This is a genomic window from Desulforamulus aeronauticus DSM 10349, assembly GCF_900142375.1.
Lineage (GTDB): Bacteria > Bacillota > Desulfotomaculia > Desulfotomaculales > Desulfotomaculaceae > Desulfotomaculum > Desulfotomaculum aeronauticum.
Genome location: NZ_FRAR01000022.1, coordinates 38891 through 59752, shown reverse-complemented (window position 1 = coordinate 59752; position 20862 = coordinate 38891). Strand labels below are relative to the sequence as shown.

The following is a 20862-nucleotide window of genomic DNA, read 5'->3' as shown; positions in this document are numbered from 1 at the left end:
GCTAAACAGTCGATTTTCAAAACTATAGCTAGATGATATTCTAATAAAGAACTGTTTTCAAGCATAAATCCAAATCAAGGAGAGACAATGCCGTGAAAAAGGCGTATTTTAAATACATCTTAGCGCTACTGCTATTTGGTTTCAATGGCGTCGTCGTAAGTCATATTACACTCGCAAGCTATGAGATTGTGTTCCTACGGACAGTGATCGGAAGTCTCCTTCTGTTGGCGATTGTTCTGCTTTCAAGAGAAAAATTCACATTTTGGCAACACAAGCGACAGTTTCTCTTTCTCGCCATATCCGCTATTGCCATGGGAGCAAGCGGGTTGTTTCTCTATGAAGCATATAACCAGATTGGCGTTGGTATCGCATCTCTGGCATATTATTGCGGCCCTGTCATCGTGATGGTGCTGTCACCGCTTTTGTTCCGCGAAAGGCTGACATATCCGAAAATCATTGGGTTTATGGTGGTACTGTGTGGTATATTATTCGTCAATGGGCAGGCATTTCAGGAAGGCAAGACCGCTTGGGGACTGTTTTGCGGCGGAATGAGTGCACTCATGTATGCTTTAATGATCATCTTCAACAAGAAGGCAAAGAACATCACAGGATTGGAAAACTCAACGCTGCAACTTACCATCAGCTTTCTGCCTGTTGCAGTTTTTTGCTGGGTTAAGCAGGGCCTTCTTATTCAAATTCCCGGTGAAGCTTGGATTTGGGTTCTTCTCCTTGGCGTGCTCAACACCGGAATTGGCTGTTATTTGTATTTCTCCTCCATCGACAGTCTTCCAGTGCAGACCGTTTCAATTTGTGGTTATCTGGAGCCCCTGACAGCTGTCGTATCGTCTGCAATATTTTTGCAAGAAACGATGAACACACTTCAAATATGTGGTGCTATCATGATTATCGGTGGAGCGATCATAGGCGAATGTTTCCTAAATAAGAAAGCACAAATGTAGATTATAATTGCCTAACCAGCCCTCAACAGCCGAAATCAAGACTGTTGGGGGCTGTAATTTTTCACGAACTTTTCTCCTAAACCATTTCAGCAATTTGCAACTTTCTTACCGGCCTTCGTTTTCGAATTAGACCCTCGATGATATATAGTACGGTTTTGCTGCGGATGTTATTTGTAGGAAGTTATCTTTCTTTCAGGTATATTAATTGCCTCGGTCAACCAGGCTGTTGCTGGACCCACCGGGGCTGTTTTCGTAGCTATGGGGTTTCTTTTCAAAGGTTACAGATTTAAGGGGCTGTGAAAAGTTATCTATTATTGCAGATGGGTGAAGTTCTGGCTTCTCCCTCTTCGGCACATTGACTGAATAAGTCTTGAATCTATACTATAGCATTAGCATTTAATTACATAAAAAAAGACATAACATCTCCTTGGAGGAAATGCTATGTCTTTTTTTGTGGTTTAAAGGGCGTTAAACTTGCGGTTAAATTTATACTAGTACTTGGTTGTTTAATCTTGTCTAATTTAAGTAGCAACCCTCCTGAAATAATAAGAAATGCGCCAGATAGTTGTATGGTTGATAGCGTTTCTCCTAAAATTAAAAAAGCCAATACTGTTGCTATTACGGGTTCTATGGTACTTAAAATTGAAGCCTGACTGGCCCCTAACAATGATAATCCTTTTTGATAACAAAAAAGAGGTACAATCGTACATAATATGGCTGTTCCCAGACCAACCATCCACATAGCCTGATAGGAATGACCTGCAAATATATTAACTGGCGGATAAACTACCATGGTAGCCAATAAGCAAACAACCGATGTATAGGTTGAAATGGTCACTGGTTCCAGAGTTTTAGAAAGATACTGCCCGTTTATATTATATATTGCATAAAATATCGCTGATCCGATACCATATAAAATACCTAACATACTAATTTGATGTGTAGATGTATTTATAATATCTATAACCATTAAGCAACCTAAAGACGTAATGAGTAATGTTACCGCCTTAATCAACGATATCTTTTCTTTAAAGATCATTGTTGCCATAAGCACAACCATTAGTGGGTATGTATAAAGCAATATATTTGTAATTGTGGCAGACATATGCTTTATAGCTAACGTATAACAATAGGAACTCCCAAAAAACACCAAACCTTGAACAACTAATTTAGGTAGATAAGATTTATTTATATTGAATCCATTTTTTCTGCTTATGAACATTATAAAAATCAGTATAATACTAGCGATTAAAAATCGCAAAAATAACATGATCTCTGTGGTTAAACCTACATTATACCCATATTTTATGAATATAGGTAAGGCCGCAAAGCCTAAAGCTGCTAATATAATTAACACATAACCATTTTTCATTAGTTCACGCTCCCAACTTATCTGGAACAGGCTTATCAATATAAAAAACCTTGTTAATTTAATTATAAGAGCGCACTAAATATGTGTATAATATCTATTGCCTATACCGGTATAATCTTGATCAATGGGTATTTCATATATAAAACGTACTAACTCCTAATAAAATACCCCCACCTTTAGTCGTGTGATAAAGGTGGGGGTTCTCATTCTCAAAACTACCTTGCAAAAGATATCAAACAGTTATTTTGGAGATACTTTTTATTTAACAGTCACCGATTTTGCGTGTTACCTGGTATGTCAATATCACAACCGCGATACACGGACAAAATAAACTAACAACAGTAACGGTATATCTGTCAGATTTAATGCTTAATCCAATTATTCATCAGGATTCAGTGGAAGGTATAATATAGACTAGCCAGCAGGATTCTGTCCGTAAAGCCTATGCTATTCCATTTACATGCGTGCCCTTATACAAAACAGCTATTGCCGCTGCTATAAGGATCATACCCATAAAAGCGGGTGCGGCATGACCAAGTGATACATAGATTTGACCTCCGATGATAGGCCCAATCATTCTTGCTAAAGCCTGAATAGATTGGCTCCCCCCTTGAATCCTTCCTTGTTCACTAGAATCGACAGACTTGGAGAGCATCCCGTTGAATGAAGGCCCAAAGATCGAATCACCAAAACCAAATATAAACATCCCAGCGATTAAAAGAGGATAAAATGAGAACAAAGCTGATGCTGCAATAAAACTGTAGCCTATAATCTCCGAAACCATGCCGAGAATGGTTATCTGTTTATCACTAAGTTTTATCAAAAGCTTTGGCATTATGAAACCTTGTGAAATGATGTCTTGGAAGCCTATAATTGAAAACATAAGTCCGATTAGTGCAGGCTTCCAACTGAAAGTATCTATTATAAATTGTGAAAAAATTGCCTGTAAAGATCCGTTAGGTATCCAAAGTAAGAACGCTGAGACAAGTAGTCTTTTTAAGTTTTTTATGGAAAGTACGTTTACAAGCTGTGTAAATGGATTCAGTCTTACAAAGGTAATCTTTTTCAGTCTATTATTCTTGTCAAGGCTCTCAGGCATATATAAGATGCCATAAACGACATTCAATAAAGTTATTATTGCTCCAAAATACATAGGTACAGAATAACCAAACTTGGCAAGTAATCCTCCTAGGGTTGGACCGATGACGGTTCCTACACCGACAACTGCACTCACCCATCCAAAGTATTTGGTTCTCTGTTCTGGGGGAATGATGTCTGCAAAATATGCAAAGATAGTGCTTATGCTCCCACCTGTTATGCCTTCTATTATGCGGCCAGCAAATAGTACCCATAGAGCTCCCCCTATGCCAAAAACCAAGTACCCGATTGCAGAACCCAAAAGGCATGCTAAGAGCAATGGACGACGGCCATATCTGTCGCTCAAAGCTCCAAGTCCGGGGGCCGCAAAAAACACGCAGAAGGCATAAACAGAAGTCAGCAGCGTAACAATGATAGCTTGATCTCCCGGATTGCTGGTATAAGGCTGTACTAAGAATGGGACGACAGGTGTTATGATACCGAAGCCTATTCCACAGAGAAACACGGACATAAGACCGAATAGTAAAGCCTTTTTATCTACGATTTGTTCTGTGTTCTGTTTATTGTGTGATCTAAATATGAACACGTAAACTCTCCCCTCAAAAACGATGAATTTGATTCCGCGGAAACAAATTTATCGTACCGTTATTTTGTTTCCGTGTCAACAAAATAATTTGCAATAAAAATGCAGCCTGTTCTCAATAGAGTTGGGCTGCCTGTGGTTTCATTTTCATTATTCAAATTTATTCCGACTTACTATCTACACCCAGTTTCTTTATTTCTGCATCCAAATGCCTACTATACCTTTCCATGAAGCTAAGCATACTGTCAAATTGTTCCTCGGTTACCTGTTCAAATACAGCTTTATCTCGCTCTCGAAACTCTTTGTGCAATTCCTCATGGACTTTGTTAATTACTTTCCCCTGCGGAGTCAAGCGAAAATAGATTTCTTTCTTGTTATCCGACTTTTGGTAGCTTTCGATAAAGCCTTTTTCGATAAGCTTCTTAGTTATTTTACTTATGGCACTTCTAGTCATATAAAAAGACTCCGCAAGCTTTGTCACGTTGGAATCTACATTTCTTCCAATGTATTCGATACAATGTACTTCAGAAGGCTTATAATCCTTAAGTCTGTCTTCCATCTTAAACTTATTAAGCCAAACCATCTTGTTGAATAAGTCTCTGAAACCCATTATGACTTGTTCTTCTTTGTTCATGGGCTGTCCCCCCACCCGTTGTTGCCTTAACCATAGTATATTAAACTTTTGTTTCTATTTCAACAATACAGGCGGTTTCGCTTCCTGTCTGGTCTCCCTGCCAAGCGTGGCGCGGCCATACTTTTCAAAAGTTGTGTTATAGTTTATTTACAATTTGTAGTAAACCTAGCCTTATTTAGTAGATATATAATAACGGCTGTTGCAAGTGCGTATTTAAAGGTAGGTATACTGATTCCTGTAGTAAGATAAGTCGATAACTGTATAAGCCCTGCATTAATTACCAATGTAAATAAGCCCATGGTTATTAAATTTATTGGTAGTGAAATAAGAAGTAGAATCGGTTGCAAAAATAATGTAATTATTCCAAGGAGAAAGCTGGCCCAAAGTACCGCAATTATTGAGGATGAAGATATTGCAGGAAAAAGTATACTTGCAATATAAAACCCAAGAGCATTAGTAAAACATATGATAACTAAGTTTTTCATAGGAATACCCCATTAGTAAAATGAAATACTGATTTGATCCTGGCGGAAAGTTATATCTGCCAGTTGCCACCGTCCCAGTTGACGCATTTCGGAAAACAGTTGTAAAACCATACTAATGGCCATTCTCGGTAGCTTCAGGCGGGAAGTAAAACATTCCCCCAAAACTACTAGATCTAATACAGACTTTATTATGTCATCAAATATAAATAAAGGTATTGGGAAGGTCAATTTCCAGGTACCATGATGGATTTTTACTAAGACAAAGTGGTTTTGGGGCTTATTCCACATAGATTTCTACCTTCGTGCGACCTTCTTTTGGGTCATCTGTATCTACATCTACCAGTTTGCCATCGACCAAGCCTTCGTCGATTAATTGCATTAATTCTTCAAAATTAATTTCTTGCAGGTTAATACCCTTTTTTTCCATTTCCAGACGAGCTTCCGCTGGGATAAACTTTAATCCAACATCCGCTAATTTGGTGGCCACTTTTAATAAGCTTAAGGGAACATTAACGTTTACCTTAGTATGTTGACCACTGGAAACACGAATTCTTATGAAACGTCCACTCATCTGTGAGGAAGTAACAGCCGTACTATCATTATCATCGATTGCCCTTAATAGTTCTAAACCTTCAGTGGCAGAGATGGTACCATTTTGAACCATTTCTAAAATCTTAATTTTTCCATCGCTCACTTACGTTACACCATCCTTAAGCATATTTTTAGCCAATTACTTTTTTACTTTTCTTAATTGCTGAGCCGCTTCTTCAGGGGTTATTTCCCCTTTTTCCAGGGCATCCAGAATATTTTGATGGTTAGTTGCTTCTACAGTGGATTCTGCTTTATCGGTCCCATAACCAAGGGCTTGTAAAACACTATCCAGTCTGTTGCGTACGGTGGGATAGGAAATACCTAGTTCTTTCTCAACATCTTTAATGCTGCCTCTGCACTTTAGAAAGACCTCAATGAATTCTATTTGTTCTTGGGGTAAGCGGCAAAACTTAGAAGGTAAAAACTCGCCTTCAATTTTTGTGTGGCAGTTGTGGCAAGCTAAATTGGTTACGATCATTTCATGTTCACACACAGGGCAACGGTTTAAAATTGGATAGCTAATGTTTCTCACCTCGATTATTAATATATCAGGTCTATCACTTTAATTCAACCATTAAATTAATAATGTTAATTATTTTTGTTAATTAAATTAAAAATATTAATAATAAATTTGATTTAATTATGGAATTGGTAGACTAGTTTTTAAAGTTTAGATAGTGTTTTTAACTATCTTCTTGATTATCCCAACTGACTTATGCCTTCTTGCTCCTTTCATAACCATGAGTTTTGAGAAGGTATTACCGTTTCCCCACTATTCATGCAAAAGAGCGATAGCCCGAACGGGAGAGCCATCGGCAGCCATATGCTTTAGTGGCAGGGCACAAAAGGTAAACAGGTCATCTCCAAGCAGATGCAAATTCATCAAGTTTTCAATAATGACGATTTCATTGTCCTTAAACAAACCCTTAAGTTTCTCTTGAACATCCTCAACTGTGCGGCAACCTTTTGCCAGTTCCTTAATAAATGACGAGTTTTGCATAAATGGTACTTCCTCCTTAGTGGTAAGTATTCCCATTTATACAAAACTCGTTACGTTCTCTTATATTACAGCCTTTACTTTCATAATAACGTATCATTTCGTCAATTTTCCTTTTATCATAACTTGTAATGCAATCTGATAGGACATTAACGCCATAATTTGCTTTGCGTAAGTTGTAGCAGGTAGATTTAACACAAGCAACAGCATCTGCCCCTGCTATATAGAAATCGCATATTTCGTTTTTACTGATAAAGTCTGTAAATTCCTCACTGCTCAATGCGTTTCCTTTGTATTTAGTAAAAACATTTTTTGATACTATTTTCAAATCCGAAGCTAATTCGGACCCATGTGTATTGGGTTTAAAAGTCCTCGTGCCGTCTGATAAATTTTCATGCCTTATATAAACAACATGAATATCATTATTGACTGCCCAATCAATAGCTTTATTTATATTGTCAATAATATCCTTATAATTCTTTGTTATGTCATTTTGAATATCTATTATCACCAAGGCTTTTTTCTGCATAGTGTCTCCCCCTGATAGGTAGATTGATTTGTTTGCTTTTTTATTATACCTGTAATTGTTGACAACAGTATGGCAACAATCTAAAATGATAAAAAAAATTTTGAAAGGCAGCTGTCAGATGAAAATTGACAGGCTTGTTAGCATTATTATGATACTCCTTGAAAAAGAGCGGATAGGAGCACAGGAGTTAGCAGATATATTTGAAGTTTCACCCCGCACAATCTACCGCGACATAGACACTATCAACATGGCGGGTATTCCTGTTCGCTCAACATCGGGAGTGGGCGGCGGCTTTGAAATCATGAAGAAATACAAGATTGATAAAAAGGTTTTTTCGACTGCCGACCTTTCCGCTATTTTGATGGGGCTTTCCAGTCTTTCCAACATGATACGAGGCGATGAACTGGTAAACGCCCTTGCAAAAGTCAAGAGTTTTATCCCCGCCGACAGAGCGAAAGACATTGAGTTAAAAGCAAATCAAGTATATATCGATTTAAGTCCGTGGATGGGCAACGGGAACATACAACCATTTTTAGAAATCATTAAAACAGCTTTGCAGGAAAACAGACTACTTTCTTTTGAATATACAGACCGCTACGGAAACAAAACCGCACGAACAGCCGAGCCGTATCAGCTTGTATTGAAAAGTAGCCATTGGTATTGGCAAGGGTATTGCCTTAAAAGAAATGACTATCGCTTATTCAAACTATCCCGCACATCAAACCTACAAATACAAGAGGAAGCTTTTACACCACGAGATTATCAAAAACCGACGTTAGATTTTACGTATATTTTGGCAATTATGCAAACAAAAATCAAAATCCGTATTCATAAATCTGTCATAGACAGGGTACTTGATTTTTGCGCCTATGAACACTTTTCACCTGATGGTAATGAGCATTACATTGTTAGTTTTCCTTTCATAGAGAACGAATACTACTACAATATCCTTTTCAGTTTCGGGGATAAATGCGAGTGTTTAGAGCCGTTATATATACGCTCAGAAATGAAGCGGCGAATACATGATATGGCTACCATTTACGAAAGTTAATACATGAAGTAAGACGCAAAAACAAACGAGTTGCCGTGTCATTTCGCCGCCGAAAACGGGGAACAGGATAAAGCAATCCTGTTCCCCGTTTTCGGCCGCTTCATTGTACGGCAAAACCGGCTTCACTACTGCGGCGGTAGGCGTAAGTCTATGCGGTGGCTCTGCCCCCGCGCCCCCGGCCTCCTCCAAAGAACAGAATAGGGGCAATCGTTCTATACGGTTTCTCCCTGCTTTTCAAACCGTTCTTTCAGTTTGCGGTAGTAATTCGCCACGCTTTTATCCCCCTCATTGTCGAGGAATAGACAGAATGGCAAACTATTCGTTTCCCTGTGCTTGATAACGCAGGCACAACATTGGCCGTTATTAGGGCAAGTCTTTTTCGGGCAGGCGCACTCTTTGACATTGGGGCAGCTCATTTCGGAAATGTCCTTTCCCTTGCGACTATCAGCAACAGCACGAGCCGCCGCTATCCGCGCAATCCGTTTCGTAGGAAACCCCGCATCCGTCAAACGCTCCAAAGTGCGTTGAGCGGTCGCCCATAACCTTAAACGAAGAAGCAAAGCGCGTTTTTGACAGCATGGACGCTGTATTGCCACAGACCAAAAGCGGCTTGCCCGTGAAGAAACGGTGATGGTCGTCAAGGTCAAAGAAATGCGGATGGCCGGGGATGGTGCCATTGTAAACAGCGATCTGCCCGTAATCCTCGCAAATATCCTCCAAGTCGTCCAGCTTAAATCCCCTAACAGTCCGCTCCATGAAGTTTGCGAAGCCCACTTTTTCTATGATGGCTTCATTATCCAAGTCTAGCGTCCGGCTGGACTTATAGCGGAAATCGGCAAAGCCAGACCGTTGCATGATACGGCGAAAATCCTCACTGTACATCGCACCACCAATACACTCACCGCGCAATATCGGGTCGGTTGCAAGGTGTTCAGGTATGCGGCGGTCAGCGAACACGTCCGAGAAGTAAAGCTCTCCGCCGGGTTTCAGTACCCGCCATATTTCCGCAAATACTTTTTCCTTGTAAGGCGAGAGATTGATAACGCAATTCGAGATTACAATATCCACGGAATTATCCTCAATCCCCGCAGAACGCAAGTCCTCAATATAACCCTTTATGAAGCGCACATTGGATTTAGCGTAACCAAATTTTTGACGCTGTTCTTCCTCGTATTTTTGAGCAACGTCAAGCTGTTCCTGCGTCATATCCACACCGATTACTTGCCCATGCTCACCGACAAGTTTTGCCGCAACGTAAACATCCAGACCGCTTCCACATCCAAGGTCAAGGACGGTCATTCCATTGAGCAGCAGAGGCAGGGGCGAGCCGCAACCATAGTAGCGAGTGACAACTTCATTTGCAACTAAGGCAAGGGCTTCTTTCACTTCCTTTGACATGGACGATGGCGAACAGCAACAGGCTTTGCTTTGTAAATCGGCTGTACTTTGCAGGGTTTTACCGTAATACTCTTTCACGTTTTCGATTATTGACGATTCACCGCAGCAATCACCGGACGCGCAACAACAGTTTTTTTCGCTCATTGACAACAATCCTCCTCGATATTTTTTTCGTAACAAATACAATCCTCTTTCGCTGTCGTGACTCTTTCAAAAAATGCCCGAAAACTCCGCACGGTATCGCCGTTCAGCGAGTAGTACGTCCACTTTCCCTCTTTGCGCCCATTTACCAATCCGCAATCACAAAGGGTTTTCATGTGATGGGAAAGGGTCGGTTGCGTGATATTAAACTTCTCTAAAATCACACAGGCGCACAATTCCCCGCAGGAAAGCATATCCACAATCATAAGTCTGTTCGGGTCGGATAACGCCTTGAAAAAATGGGCGTAGTCTGCATACTGTTCACGCACTAAAATCACCTCACATAGATATTCGTCTATGTCATAGTATACACAACACATAGATGAATGTCAATGTGTTGTGCTTGCATTTCTCAATAATTGTCACTCCATTTCATAGAATAAAAAAATCCTACAAGGTAATTCAACCTTGTAGGCGATACTTTTATCTCAATTTTGTCGAAAATCATTTTACCCCTTGACAAAAGCTATCCCAAGCTAAATTGGTTACAATCATTTCATGTTCACACACAGGACAACGGTTTAAAATTTGATAGCTAATGATTAGCACCTAAAATAAGATATGTTTTAGCACTAGTTTTTAAATTTTAGATAGTATTTTTTGCTATCCTTTTAATCATCCCAGCTGACGTAAGCCTTCTTGCTTCTTTCATAACCATGAGTTTTGAGAAGGTATTACCGTTCCTTCACTAGTCATGCAAAAGAGCGATAGCCCGAACGGGAGAGCCATCGGCATCCACATGCTTTAGTGGCAGGGCACAAAAGGTAAACAGGTCATCTCCAAGCAGATGCAAATTCATCAAGTTTTCAATAATGACGATTTCATTGTCCTTAAACAGCTTTTTATGAAGCGTCAGATTTGTATCGGCAATAGGATCAAGTCCTATTACATCCAGTCCGACGCCCTTTTTATGGCTCTTGACAAGATAATCCGCAACTTCACCATCAATACAGGGGTAATCGCCAAAATATTTCTCAGTTCCCCAATAGCGGTCCCAACCGGAGCGGAAAAGAAGAAACTCAGCTTTATCTGCTTTGTCCTTCTGCTTGTTGATGTACTCCATCGTAATGTGCTGCCCTTCCTTTAAGTCAGAGCAGTCTATCACCAATGCTGTTCCGACAAATTGGGTAATTGGGAACTGGTCGAGTGTGGTTCTGCCTGCAAATAAGTGTGCGGGTGGGTCCATATGTGTGCCGGTGTGGGTATACATGGTCATAAGCGTTTCCTTAAATCCATCCACTTCATAGGAATTTGCAGGCGCAAACTTTGGCCCCTCTGTTCCGGGATAGACGGGCATATCCTCTGAGATATAATGCGTTAGATCAACAATTCTCATTCTTTATCCTCTCTTACCTTTCTTAAATAGGCAGATTCATTTTGTTATGCAGTGCCACAATCAGTAAAACTCGTTACGCTCTCTTTTTTTGCCTACTAATAAAAATTAAGGCGGCTATCGGCAATCTAGCGGATTATCCTTTAATAGAGCTACTTTAAAAACCGACTACCAATATGTCTGTACTTCTTTGCACTTACAGGACGATTAATTCATAATCGCGGCTACCCATACCAATTTCTTCACCATGTCGCAATTGGATAGTACCGTCTATATAGGAGCGCAAACCTTGAAACTTATCTGCACCGGACTCATGATTGCATGACAAATGAGAGTTAGAGAATCCAAGCTGTTTATTTACCAGATCATAGCTTGCCTGATCAAGAGCTACAGGATCAGTGGATGCCAAAAAACCGATATCGGGAACAATCGGTGCATCGCTCCAAGACGCGCAATCACAATCAGGAGTGATATTTATTAGAAAGTTTATATAACCGATGTGTTTCTCATGTGCCTTGGCAAAGCCATAGCCATATTCAGTCATGCGTTCAAGAAAAGCTACTAGATCTGTCTCCCAGTCCATTCCGTTGGCCTTTACAGAGCACACAGTAAGGCATTCACCACAGCCGATACATTTTTCCAAAGAGATATGGGCCTTCATTTCACTCATACTTATAGCCTGTTCTGGACAAACTTCGCTGCATTCACCGCAGCCAACACATTTATCTTGATCGACTATAATTTTGGTAGCATGCTGTTCTTTTTTACCAATCGCGGGTGCTCCACCCATGGCAAGATTTTTTATCGCCCCACCAAAGCCACCCATCTCATGCCCCTTAAAGTGTGATAATACAATTACGCTATCAGCATTAACAATATCTTTAGCCAGTTTCACTTTATGAAAGTGTTTTTTGTCAATCTGTACTTCAGTAATATTATCACTGCGTAATCCATCGGCTATGATAATTGGCGCACCTGTAACCGTATAATCAAAACCATGCTCCAATGCAGTCAGTAAATGATCAACCGAATTATGTCGACTTCCAGAGTAGAGCGTATTGGTATCGGTTAGAAAAGGTTTTGCACCCTTTTCCTTTATTTTATCCACCACCTGACGCACAAAAATAGGGCTAATAAAGCCATCACTGCCGCGTTCACCGAAGTGCAATTTTATAGCTGTGAGGTCGTCCTTTTGAATAAGCTCATTAAAACCAGCACGATCAAATAAGTTTCTTATTTTGGTAATTTTATTGCTCTTATCTGTCCTCGCCCGCAGATTTACAAAATATACTTTGCTGGACATACTTTTTCCCCTCTCTATATAAAGTAAAAGTTTAATCACACTCAATAGTACAACTTTGAGCTAACTTAAAGTCAATAGCTATTATCCGTTTTTACATTGAGGTACCATTTGGCGTTTAATTTTATTTATCAAAGGTATTGGCAACCTCTTTTAAACTTTCCACAATGGACAGATGCTGCGGGCAGTGGCTCTCGCACTGATGACAGTCGATGCAATCGGAAGCACGACCGTTCTTGTCCAGATAGTTTTCATAATAGAATTTTGAGTTAGATTTCTCTTTAAACTGTACATAGGAGTTATACAACGCAAAATAATTCGGAATGGGTATGTTTTTAGGACAGCCTTCCACACAATACTGACATCCCGTACAGGGAACGGCAATGCTGGAATTAATGATAGCAACCGCTTTATTTATGATGGTCATTTCTTCCTCATTTAGAGGTCTGAAATCCTGCATATAATCTGTATTATCCAGTAATTGCTCATAACTTGACATACCAGAAAGTACCATCATGACATTGGACTGGCTTGCTGCATAGCGGATTGCCCAGGAAGCTACGGACAAATTTGGTACATAGTCCTTGAACATCTTTTCTACCTCTGCAGGTACTGTAGCAAGGGTACCCCCTTTGATTGGTTCCATTACGATAACTGGTGTACCATGCTTTACACAAACCTCATAACACAGCCGCGACTGAATGTTTGCATTATCCCAATCCAGATAATTTAGCTGTAGCTGTACAAATTCCACCTCTGGATGATCGTTAAGAATTTCTTCTAAAAGTTCTGCATTATCATGGTAGGAGAAACCGATACTTCGGATTTTACCCTCCTCCTTCTTCTGCTGAATAAAGGCAAAGCTTTCTAGGTTTTTGGCAATTGTATAGTTAGCTGCATTTAAACAATGCAGCATATAATAATCAAAATATTCCACGCCACACTTTTCTAACTGCTCACTAAAGATGCGTTCCATATCCCCTTTTGTTTGCAGCATCATGGTAGGCAGCTTAGTTGCAATTGTAAAACTTTCTCTTGGATGACGTTTTACCAGGGCCTCTTTTACCATAAGCTCACTAACATAATTGTGGTACATATACGCGGTATCGAAATATGTGAAACCCCTTGCCAAAAATGTATCTACCATCTTATATAACTGTGGCTGATCAACACTGGTCCGATCTTCGGGATTTATAATTGGTAATCGCATACATCCAAACCCTAATTTTTTCTGTTCCATAATTTTTCCTCCAACTATTTGATTAGGATCACAACTTTACTTTTGTCTATACAAATTACTTAATTGTCCTGCTTCGGGTAAAACTTTGGTATAGGTAAGTGTTTTTTCTTTTTCAACTATTGATTGTTCATATATTGCAATTTTATAATCTAGGCGTTCCAGTGTTTCCTTCATATCTTCTATTCTTGCTATGAGCTGCTTACGCTGCTCGATAAAAAGTTCTTTTCTTGCTTCAATGGTTTCATCACCCCGTTGAAACAGTGCAACATACTCAATCAATACCTCAATCGTAAGACCTGCGCCTCGCATACATTTGATAAATTCGATCCACTTACAGTCTTCTTCCGTATAATCTCTGTTGCCGCTTTTATTGCGATTCACCCGAGGTATCAGCCCAATACGCTCATAATAGCGGAGTGTATCCTGTGAAATATCTAATCTTTCACTTACTTCAGTTATCGTCAAGTTGTTTTACCTCCCAATAACCATCTATTTTAGGTGAATAAGCCTTTTCCAAGTTAAAAGCCCACTATGAAGAAGGAGGACTGTGTAGGTTCGAATCTAATAGGACAGTTTCATTCCTCCCTAAAAACATACCATTTTAGAGTTAGCTCCAAGTCAATATGTTTTTATCACACCTATAAAAAAAACCTGAGCTTTCACTCAGGTCCATCTCGTTTAATAAATTTTCCTTCATTTTGGTAGAACCTTCTTTTGTCTTGATACATTTTTTCATCGGCACAAGCAAAAACTTCTTTCGCTTCTGATATCTCCGAAGAACAACAAGCCCCCATGCTTAGATTTACACCAATCGGACCATCTGGTCTTGGTTCTATGTTTTTCCCCCTTATCCTTGAGCAAATAGACGCAGTCGTTTCAGGATTATCTTCACCTATTAGAACCACAAACTCATCTCCGCCAAATCTAAAGACATAATCTACCTTCCTTACACTCTGGGTAATGTTTTCTGCGGCCTTAATGATTAGCTTGTCCCCGGCTTCATGTCCGTAGTTGTCGTTAACATATTTTAGACCATTAATATCCAGCATAATGATGCCAAAGGGTTTTTGATTAGTAGTCAGCTCATGAAAAATTGTATCAAAGAATCTTCTATTATAAAGACCCGTAAGGTTATCTGTGACAGCAGCTTTTTTTACTACTTCAACCATTTTCTCTCTTTCAGTTACGTCTTTAGTAATGATCATAACACCCGTAAAAAGGTCTTTAATACGAATTGGCGTGTACGAGTTTTCAATGAATCTGCCATTAAGCTTAATTACGCTATGCCACTCTTTGGTATTAGCATGGTTTATTTTGTCTATAACCCGGGTATTAACCTCTTTGGAGTGACATTTTAGTACCGTATTTAATTCTCCTTCTTCACTCCAACCGAGTAAAAGCCGGGCCAGATTGTTATACCATGTTACATCACCGTTTTGGTTGACTAGGGTTATACCAACAGAGGCTTCCTCCAAAATAATATCTATGATTTCAGCCGGAAATTGTTTTATCATTTTGCATTGCCTGCCTTTACACATAACTATAGGTATCGGAATATCTCGGAAGGTCTAACCGTTCGTCCTTCAAATTGAATCTAAAATTGAGCAAATTGAGTATCATTTTGGACTTTATTCCATTGAACCGGTAACTTGTTTTTATTTTGGCTCAACTTTAGATTTCAATCCTTACTGTATTATTTCACTAAGCATAATCTAAGAAGGTGTAATGATATCTCTTAGTTTCCTGCGAATGATTTTTCCCGAAGTAGTTTTAGGCATTTCCGAAACATAGATGATTTTTCGTGGATATTTATAAGGAGCGGTGTTCTCTTTAACGTAATTTTGCAGTTCCTTTGTCAGTGCTTCCGACGAAGTGTAACCCTCACGTAACAAAATTACCGCACAAACAATCTGACCGCGGATTTCATCTGGCTGGGCGATAATAGCACTCTCCCTGACCGCCGGATGCGTATTTAGAACGCTCTCTATTTCGAAAGGTCCGATACGGTAACCGGAGCATTTAATCATATCGTCATTACGGCCTACATACCAATAGTAGCCCTCTTTGTCTTCAACGGCAATATCGCCGGTATGGTAAATTCCTTCCTGGATAGGATTCATCATTTCACCATTGGCATAGTACGCCGAAAGCAAACCGAGTTGATTCTCGCAGGTAGTAAAGATAACAACTTCACCTTCTTCGCCCTGCTCACACAGACTTCCGTCTGGACGAATTAGAGCAACATTATACAAAGGAGACGCCTTTCCCATGGAGGATGGGCGTACCGGCAGCCACGGAAAGGCACAGGTGATAGGCGTACCCTCGCTCTGACCAAAGCCTTCGTGAATATAGTGCCCGCTGATCTTATGAAACTCGCTGTTTACTTCTCCGGAAAGCGGTTCTCCTGCCGTGGAAAACCACTGGATAGACTCTACATGCTTTTTTTCAATGCCGTCTCGCAGCAGGAAACGGTACATGGTGGGCGGGATGCAAAGTGAAGTCGGTTTGAAACGTTCCATTGCTTTCATTAAATTATGAGTATCAAAACGAACGGGATCATAGGCAAATATTGCACTGCCGCAGATCCACTGGCCGTAAATATTGCCCCAGCCGAATTTTGCCCAGCCGCTGTCAGACTGCGTAAGGTGTAAGCCGTTATTCTGTACGCACTGCATATATTTTGCAGTTACAATATGTCCCAGCGGATAGGTTCTGTTATGAATAGCCATCTTTGGATAGCCGGATGTACCGGAGGTGAAATAAATGATCATTTCATCATGATTTGCTAGGCCGCTGTAATCATTCCACTCATCGTATTTGATATATTCGCGGTTGAAATCCGGATATTGCTTTTGTGGTTCATCCCCCACAATAAGGATATCTATTATAGAGGGGCATTTTTCTTTCATATGCTTAATCTGCTCAAGCACGAAACTATCCTGCAAAGCGATAATCAGTTTTGCTTCTGCCGTGTTAACACGGTAAACAATATCCTTTTCTGTCAGCTGAATGGATGCGGGCACGGTAACAGCGCCGATTCTGGCCATTGCAATGGCGCAGATCCAATATTCATATCGTCTGCGCAATAAAGTCAGAATACGATCACCGGGCTTGATACCAAGAGAAATAAAATAAGCTGCTGCACGCTTTGATAACTCGGCTACTTCCGAAAAGGAAAATCTTCTCTCAAAACCGTCATCATTACAATAGACAAGTGCCGTTTTATCAGGCTCATACTCCGCCCACTTGTCTACTATGTCTCTTACAAAATCAAAATCATCGGGAACTTCAATTTTAAAATTCCCTTTAAAATCTTCATAGCTTTCAAATTCTGTTCTTGGTAGATAGTTTTTAATGAGTTCCATTTTTCGTCTCCCCTTAAAAATAATTACCGCAGAAAAATCCGTCAAAACTCAAGTTAGCTTGATAAAAAAATAAGAGCCATTCGTCCTATATTTAGGACGAATGGCTCGTGTTACCACCTAACTTTGTATAGAAGTGTTACAACTATACCTCATATCAGCACGGATTTTACTCGATGCCGTTTCCCTTTTAACGGTGGGAATTTCCGTCAGAGTCTACTTGAAACAACTAACGAACGTCATTTCTTTCGATCTGCAGCTCCAAGACTACTTCGTGTATTTTCCCGACAAAGCGCTTCCACCGTCCGCTTCTCTCTATGCTCGGTAAAAAATACCTACTCCTTCTTTTCATTGCTTTTCTTATTCAACTTTACCGTATCGGCTTAGGCTACATTATATAGCAAGTTTGTTAAATTTTCAATAAAAATAATTGCTTAAATATCTGTCAGGGATATCCTTTGTATAGAGCAATACATAGCTATTGTTCACCTAAACAACCTAGGTCCTTTGACAATATGTTTTAAACGAATAGATAGTTTATCTTTTGTTAGCGAAATAGTCATAAATGTGAAGCAGACCATCCTGGATTTCCTGCTTATCCGTTCTGGAAACACTTATTTTTAATATGTTAATTTCCCTGTCCTTTTCTATGAAATTCTCTCGGGTGTCTTTAATAATAACCCCTTTTTTTGCCATCTCAGGGATGATGTGACTAAAATGAATGCTTTTTTGTGCCTCCATAGATAAGAAAAATCCTGTGGGGGGAACATTCACTCTTACTATTTCGGGGTCAAATTTACTGCAGATATGCTTCAGGTGTTGCATACGTTCCTTATATGTTCTTTGCAATAATAATCTTGATCTTTCAAATAAACCATTTTTGATATAAATGTCTAATGCGCCCTGGGGAAGGATTGACGTATAAATATCGGACCATTGCTTAAATTGTAAAAATGAAGCTATTAATTCTGCGGGCAAGACAACTGCGGCTATCCTTAAACCGGGCAGAAGAATTTTTGAAAATGTTTTTAAAAAAATAACTCTATCGGTGTCGTCCAATGAAAATATTGGAACGTTTTTTTTGTTTGTATCTAAATCAACAAGATAATCGTCTTCAACAATATAAACATCATATTTTTGAGCTAATTTAAGAATGGATTTTTTCTCGCTATTGGAATAACTGTTGCCAAGCGGATTGTGGAATCTGGGTATCGTATAAAAAAATTTTATAGGCTCTTCTTTAAAAAGCTGCTCTAATTTATTTAAATCAATTCCATTAAAGGTTTTTTCTATACCAATCGTTCTTATTTTATTCATTTCAAGATTTTTGATGATTGGTTCATAGGTCGGATTTTCAATTAAAACAGTATCTTTACCATTGGGGAAATCTAATTTTACTAAAATGTCTAATGCTTGTTGGGAGCCAGCAGTAATGGCTACGGCGGAGGGCTTACAAAATACTTGATAATCCTGTAATTGCTTGGTAATTGTTTGAATTAGGGATGGTAATCCCTGGGTATTTCCATAAGATGACAGGTCTTTCTTATACATTTTCATTGCGTGTTCTTGGCAATGCTGAAACTCTTCGTAGGGAATTAAGTTTATATCCGGTAAAACTGTAGAGAAGTCAATAATATTCTCTGAGTCCTTTGGTTGGTTGCCGTCTTTGGAAACCAGATAATAGCCACTCTTGGGAACAGAGTAGATAATATGCTGGTGCTCCAATTCTTTCAACGCTCGGACAACAGTTAATGTACTGCATTGAAGCTTCCCGGCTAATTCCCTTACAGAAGGGAGCTTTTGTCCGGTTTTTATTTTTTCACGCTCAACAAGATATTTGATGTATTGTTCAATCATATTGTATTTATTCAATATCATCACCCGGTTTTGTATTAACACACATGAATTTTTTCTGTATTGAGATGCATCTGACCATTCAATTAAAATATATTCTGTGAGAAGGATAGTGGGGGCGGATGTAGCCTAAGAGGAGTGGGCACATCCCTCCCAAATCTTCAAGGTGGCAATTAGAGACCATCTGGTTGTTGCCAACAGTTAGTGTACTGCATTTGAAGCTTTCCGGTCAACTCCCTTGCAGAAGGGAGACTATGTCCGGTTTTTTTTACGCCTAACAAGATTTTAAATGTATTGTTCAATCATACTGTATTTATTCAAGGTTATTCATTGGTTCTGTATTAACACACATGAACTTTTTCTATGTTGAGATGAATCTGATGGTTCAATTATACTTTAAGTGTAACAGAAAGTGTGATCTATATGTTAAAAACCTTGAACAATCTTTTTATCAGGAGAAAATCAGGTGATATTTCCATTGCTGGGGTAAGCTCGAAGTACGTGTAATTTAGTAAATAGGAGTTGTCAAATGTTTTAGTTTTTCCTAATTAGCTAGTTTTATGTGTGTTGATAAACGAATTTTACCAATAATTTGGGATAGATTTTTAACTATCCTTTTTTATAAAAAAATGGAGGTGTACTGAATGACCGAAGCCAAGAAGACTCCACTCTTGGACGAGCTTGAGAAAGGCCCTTGGCCCAGCTTTGTGAAAGAGATGAAAAGAGCTGCGGCCCATAACGTTTCCGCTCAAGATTTACTGGGCCAGTTAGAGCTTTCTTATGAAGAGAAAAAAGCTCACTGGAAGCACGGTGGTCTGGTAGGTGTGATGGGTTACGGTGGTGGTGTAATCGGCCGTTACTCCGACGTACCAGAGCAATTCCCGAATATTGAACAGTTCCACACACTACGGATTAACCATCCCTCCGGTTGGTATTACAACACCAAAGCCCTGCGTCAAATCTGTGATGTGTGGGAAAAGTATGGCTCTGGCCTGACAAACTTACACGGTACCACTGGTGATATGGTTCTTCTGGGTACTAAAACCGAACATCTTCAAACCATCTTCAACGAGGTTTCTAACTTTGAAGAGCATCCCATGGATTTAGGTGGTTCCGGTTCCAACCTGCGGACTCCCAGTTGTTGTGCTGGTCCTGCTCGCTGTGAATTTGCTTTAATCGACGCCACAGATATGTGCCATAACTTCACCAATGAGTTTCAGGATTACCTACACCGTCCTATGTGGCCTTATAAATCCAAAATTAAAATTTCTGGTTGCCCCAATGACTGCGTAGCCTCTATTGCTCGTTCTGATTTCTCTGTTCAGGGAACCTGGAGAGACGATATCAAGATCGACCAAGAGGCAGTACGCCAGTATGCTGCTGAGGGCTTTGATATTAATGGCATGGTTATTTCCAAGTGTCCCACCAAGTGTATGACTTGGGATGGCCATGAACTAACCATTGACAATCCTAACTGCACCCGCTGTATGCACTGCATCAACAAAATGTGCAAAGCATTGCGTCCTGGAGACGATCGTGGCGCCACGATCTTAGTAGGTGGGAAAGCTCCCATTCTTCAAGGGGCTATGATGGGTTGGGTAGTGGTTCCCTTTATGAAAGTTGAGCCTCCCTATGATGAGATTAAGGAATTCTTTGAAGCCTGCTGGGAATGGTGGGATGAAAATGGTAAAACCCGCGAGCGCATTGGTGAGCTAATCCTGCGTCTGGGTATGCGCAATTTCCTGCGGGGCATTGGCAGAGAGCCTATTCCGCAAATGGTATATGCTCCCCGTGCTAACCCCTTCTTTTTCTGGTGGCCTGAAGAAACAGTCCAGGACTAATTTAAATAACAGGCAGGCTTATGTTGCCTAAAAT

General features: G+C 39.8%; 20 protein-coding genes, 1 pseudogene and 1 other annotated feature. Of the genes and pseudogenes, 3 read left to right on the top strand and 18 right to left on the bottom strand.

All coding sequences use genetic code 11. From position 1 onward, the window contains the following. Positions 1-92 precede the first annotated feature (92 nt). Positions 93-959 (top strand): DMT family transporter, encoded by an 867-nt coding sequence (locus BUA78_RS14395; RefSeq protein WP_072915909.1) that lies wholly within the window; start codon positions 93-95, stop codon positions 957-959. A gap of 439 nt (positions 960-1398) precedes the next feature. Here BUA78_RS14395 and BUA78_RS14390 read toward each other — a convergent pair whose 3' ends face one another. The 9 genes and pseudogenes from BUA78_RS14390 to BUA78_RS14350 form a co-directional block, all read right to left on the bottom strand. After that, complete coding sequence (locus BUA78_RS14390; RefSeq protein WP_072915907.1) at positions 1399-2331, bottom strand: DMT family transporter; 933 nt, start codon at positions 2329-2331, stop codon at positions 1399-1401. A gap of 442 nt (positions 2332-2773) precedes the next feature. Then, complete coding sequence (locus BUA78_RS14385; protein WP_072915906.1) at positions 2774-4015, bottom strand: MFS transporter; 1242 nt, start codon at positions 4013-4015, stop codon at positions 2774-2776. Positions 4016-4172: 157 nt separating this feature from the next. Continuing rightward, positions 4173-4646 carry a MarR family transcriptional regulator gene (locus tag BUA78_RS14380; RefSeq protein WP_072915904.1) on the bottom strand — a complete coding sequence of 158 codons (474 nt, stop codon included), beginning with the start codon at positions 4644-4646 and terminating at the stop codon, positions 4173-4175. A gap of 143 nt (positions 4647-4789) precedes the next feature. Next, entirely contained in the window at positions 4790-5131 is a 342-nt protein-coding gene (locus tag BUA78_RS14375) for a phage holin family protein (RefSeq protein WP_072915902.1), read from the bottom strand. A 12-nt stretch (positions 5132-5143) separates the two neighbouring features. Then, positions 5144-5419: a hypothetical protein gene (locus BUA78_RS14370; protein WP_072915900.1), complete on the bottom strand. Its 276-nt coding sequence runs from the start codon at positions 5417-5419 to the stop codon at positions 5144-5146. Beyond that, positions 5409-5825 (bottom strand): SHOCT-like domain-containing protein, encoded by a 417-nt coding sequence (locus BUA78_RS14365; RefSeq protein WP_072915898.1) that lies wholly within the window; start codon positions 5823-5825, stop codon positions 5409-5411. The genes BUA78_RS14370 and BUA78_RS14365 overlap by 11 nt, the downstream gene beginning before the upstream one ends. 36 nt (positions 5826-5861) lie before the next feature. Then, the gene (locus tag BUA78_RS14360) at positions 5862-6245 is read right to left on the bottom strand and encodes a DUF2089 domain-containing protein (RefSeq protein WP_072915964.1); all 384 of its coding nucleotides are present in this window, start codon (positions 6243-6245) and stop codon (positions 5862-5864) included. A gap of 345 nt (positions 6246-6590) precedes the next feature. Further along, positions 6591-6722 (bottom strand): annotated as a pseudogene (locus BUA78_RS21095) (IS256 family transposase); the annotation flags it as partial. Between the two features lie 16 nt (positions 6723-6738). After that, positions 6739-7248 carry a cysteine hydrolase family protein gene (locus tag BUA78_RS14350; RefSeq protein ID WP_072915893.1) on the bottom strand — a complete coding sequence of 170 codons (510 nt, stop codon included), beginning with the start codon at positions 7246-7248 and terminating at the stop codon, positions 6739-6741. A gap of 118 nt (positions 7249-7366) precedes the next feature. Here BUA78_RS14350 and BUA78_RS14345 point away from each other — a divergent pair, with 118 nt between their 5' ends. Next, a complete protein-coding gene (locus tag BUA78_RS14345) occupies positions 7367-8299 on the top strand; it encodes a helix-turn-helix transcriptional regulator (protein WP_072915891.1) in 933 nt (310 codons plus the stop codon). Between the two features lie 444 nt (positions 8300-8743). Here BUA78_RS14345 and BUA78_RS14335 read toward each other — a convergent pair whose 3' ends face one another. The 9 genes from BUA78_RS14335 to BUA78_RS14295 form a co-directional block, all read right to left on the bottom strand. Then, the gene (locus BUA78_RS14335; protein ID WP_072915886.1) at positions 8744-9841 is read right to left on the bottom strand and encodes a methyltransferase domain-containing protein; all 1098 of its coding nucleotides are present in this window, start codon (positions 9839-9841) and stop codon (positions 8744-8746) included. Next, positions 9838-10167 carry an ArsR/SmtB family transcription factor gene (locus BUA78_RS14330; protein WP_274377401.1) on the bottom strand — a complete coding sequence of 110 codons (330 nt, stop codon included), beginning with the start codon at positions 10165-10167 and terminating at the stop codon, positions 9838-9840. The genes BUA78_RS14335 and BUA78_RS14330 overlap by 4 nt, the downstream gene beginning before the upstream one ends. A gap of 419 nt (positions 10168-10586) precedes the next feature. Next, positions 10587-11234, bottom strand: a complete 648-nt coding sequence (locus BUA78_RS14325) for a cyclase family protein (protein ID WP_072915882.1) — start codon at positions 11232-11234, stop codon at positions 10587-10589. Between the two features lie 193 nt (positions 11235-11427). Beyond that, complete coding sequence (locus BUA78_RS14320) at positions 11428-12534, bottom strand: DUF362 domain-containing protein (RefSeq protein WP_072915879.1); 1107 nt, start codon at positions 12532-12534, stop codon at positions 11428-11430. A gap of 121 nt (positions 12535-12655) precedes the next feature. After that, the gene (locus BUA78_RS14315; RefSeq protein WP_072915877.1) at positions 12656-13771 is read right to left on the bottom strand and encodes an aldo/keto reductase; all 1116 of its coding nucleotides are present in this window, start codon (positions 13769-13771) and stop codon (positions 12656-12658) included. A 36-nt stretch (positions 13772-13807) separates the two neighbouring features. Continuing rightward, positions 13808-14236 (bottom strand): MerR family transcriptional regulator, encoded by a 429-nt coding sequence (locus BUA78_RS14310; RefSeq protein WP_072915875.1) that lies wholly within the window; start codon positions 14234-14236, stop codon positions 13808-13810. Between the two features lie 194 nt (positions 14237-14430). Continuing rightward, the gene (locus tag BUA78_RS14305; RefSeq protein WP_072915873.1) at positions 14431-15285 is read right to left on the bottom strand and encodes a GGDEF domain-containing protein; all 855 of its coding nucleotides are present in this window, start codon (positions 15283-15285) and stop codon (positions 14431-14433) included. 198 nt (positions 15286-15483) lie between these two features. Beyond that, entirely contained in the window at positions 15484-17136 is a 1653-nt protein-coding gene (locus BUA78_RS14300; protein WP_072915870.1) for an AMP-binding protein, read from the bottom strand. Positions 17137-17225: 89 nt separating this feature from the next. Continuing rightward, positions 17226-17494 (bottom strand) — a binding site (T-box leader). Positions 17495-17670: 176 nt separating this feature from the next. After that, the gene (locus tag BUA78_RS14295; protein WP_238456833.1) at positions 17671-19011 is read right to left on the bottom strand and encodes an aminotransferase-like domain-containing protein; all 1341 of its coding nucleotides are present in this window, start codon (positions 19009-19011) and stop codon (positions 17671-17673) included. Between the two features lie 620 nt (positions 19012-19631). Here BUA78_RS14295 and dsrA point away from each other — a divergent pair. After that, positions 19632-20828, top strand: a complete 1197-nt coding sequence (dsrA, locus tag BUA78_RS14290) for a dissimilatory-type sulfite reductase subunit alpha (protein WP_072915866.1) — start codon at positions 19632-19634, stop codon at positions 20826-20828. The last annotated feature ends 34 nt before the right edge of the window (positions 20829-20862 follow it).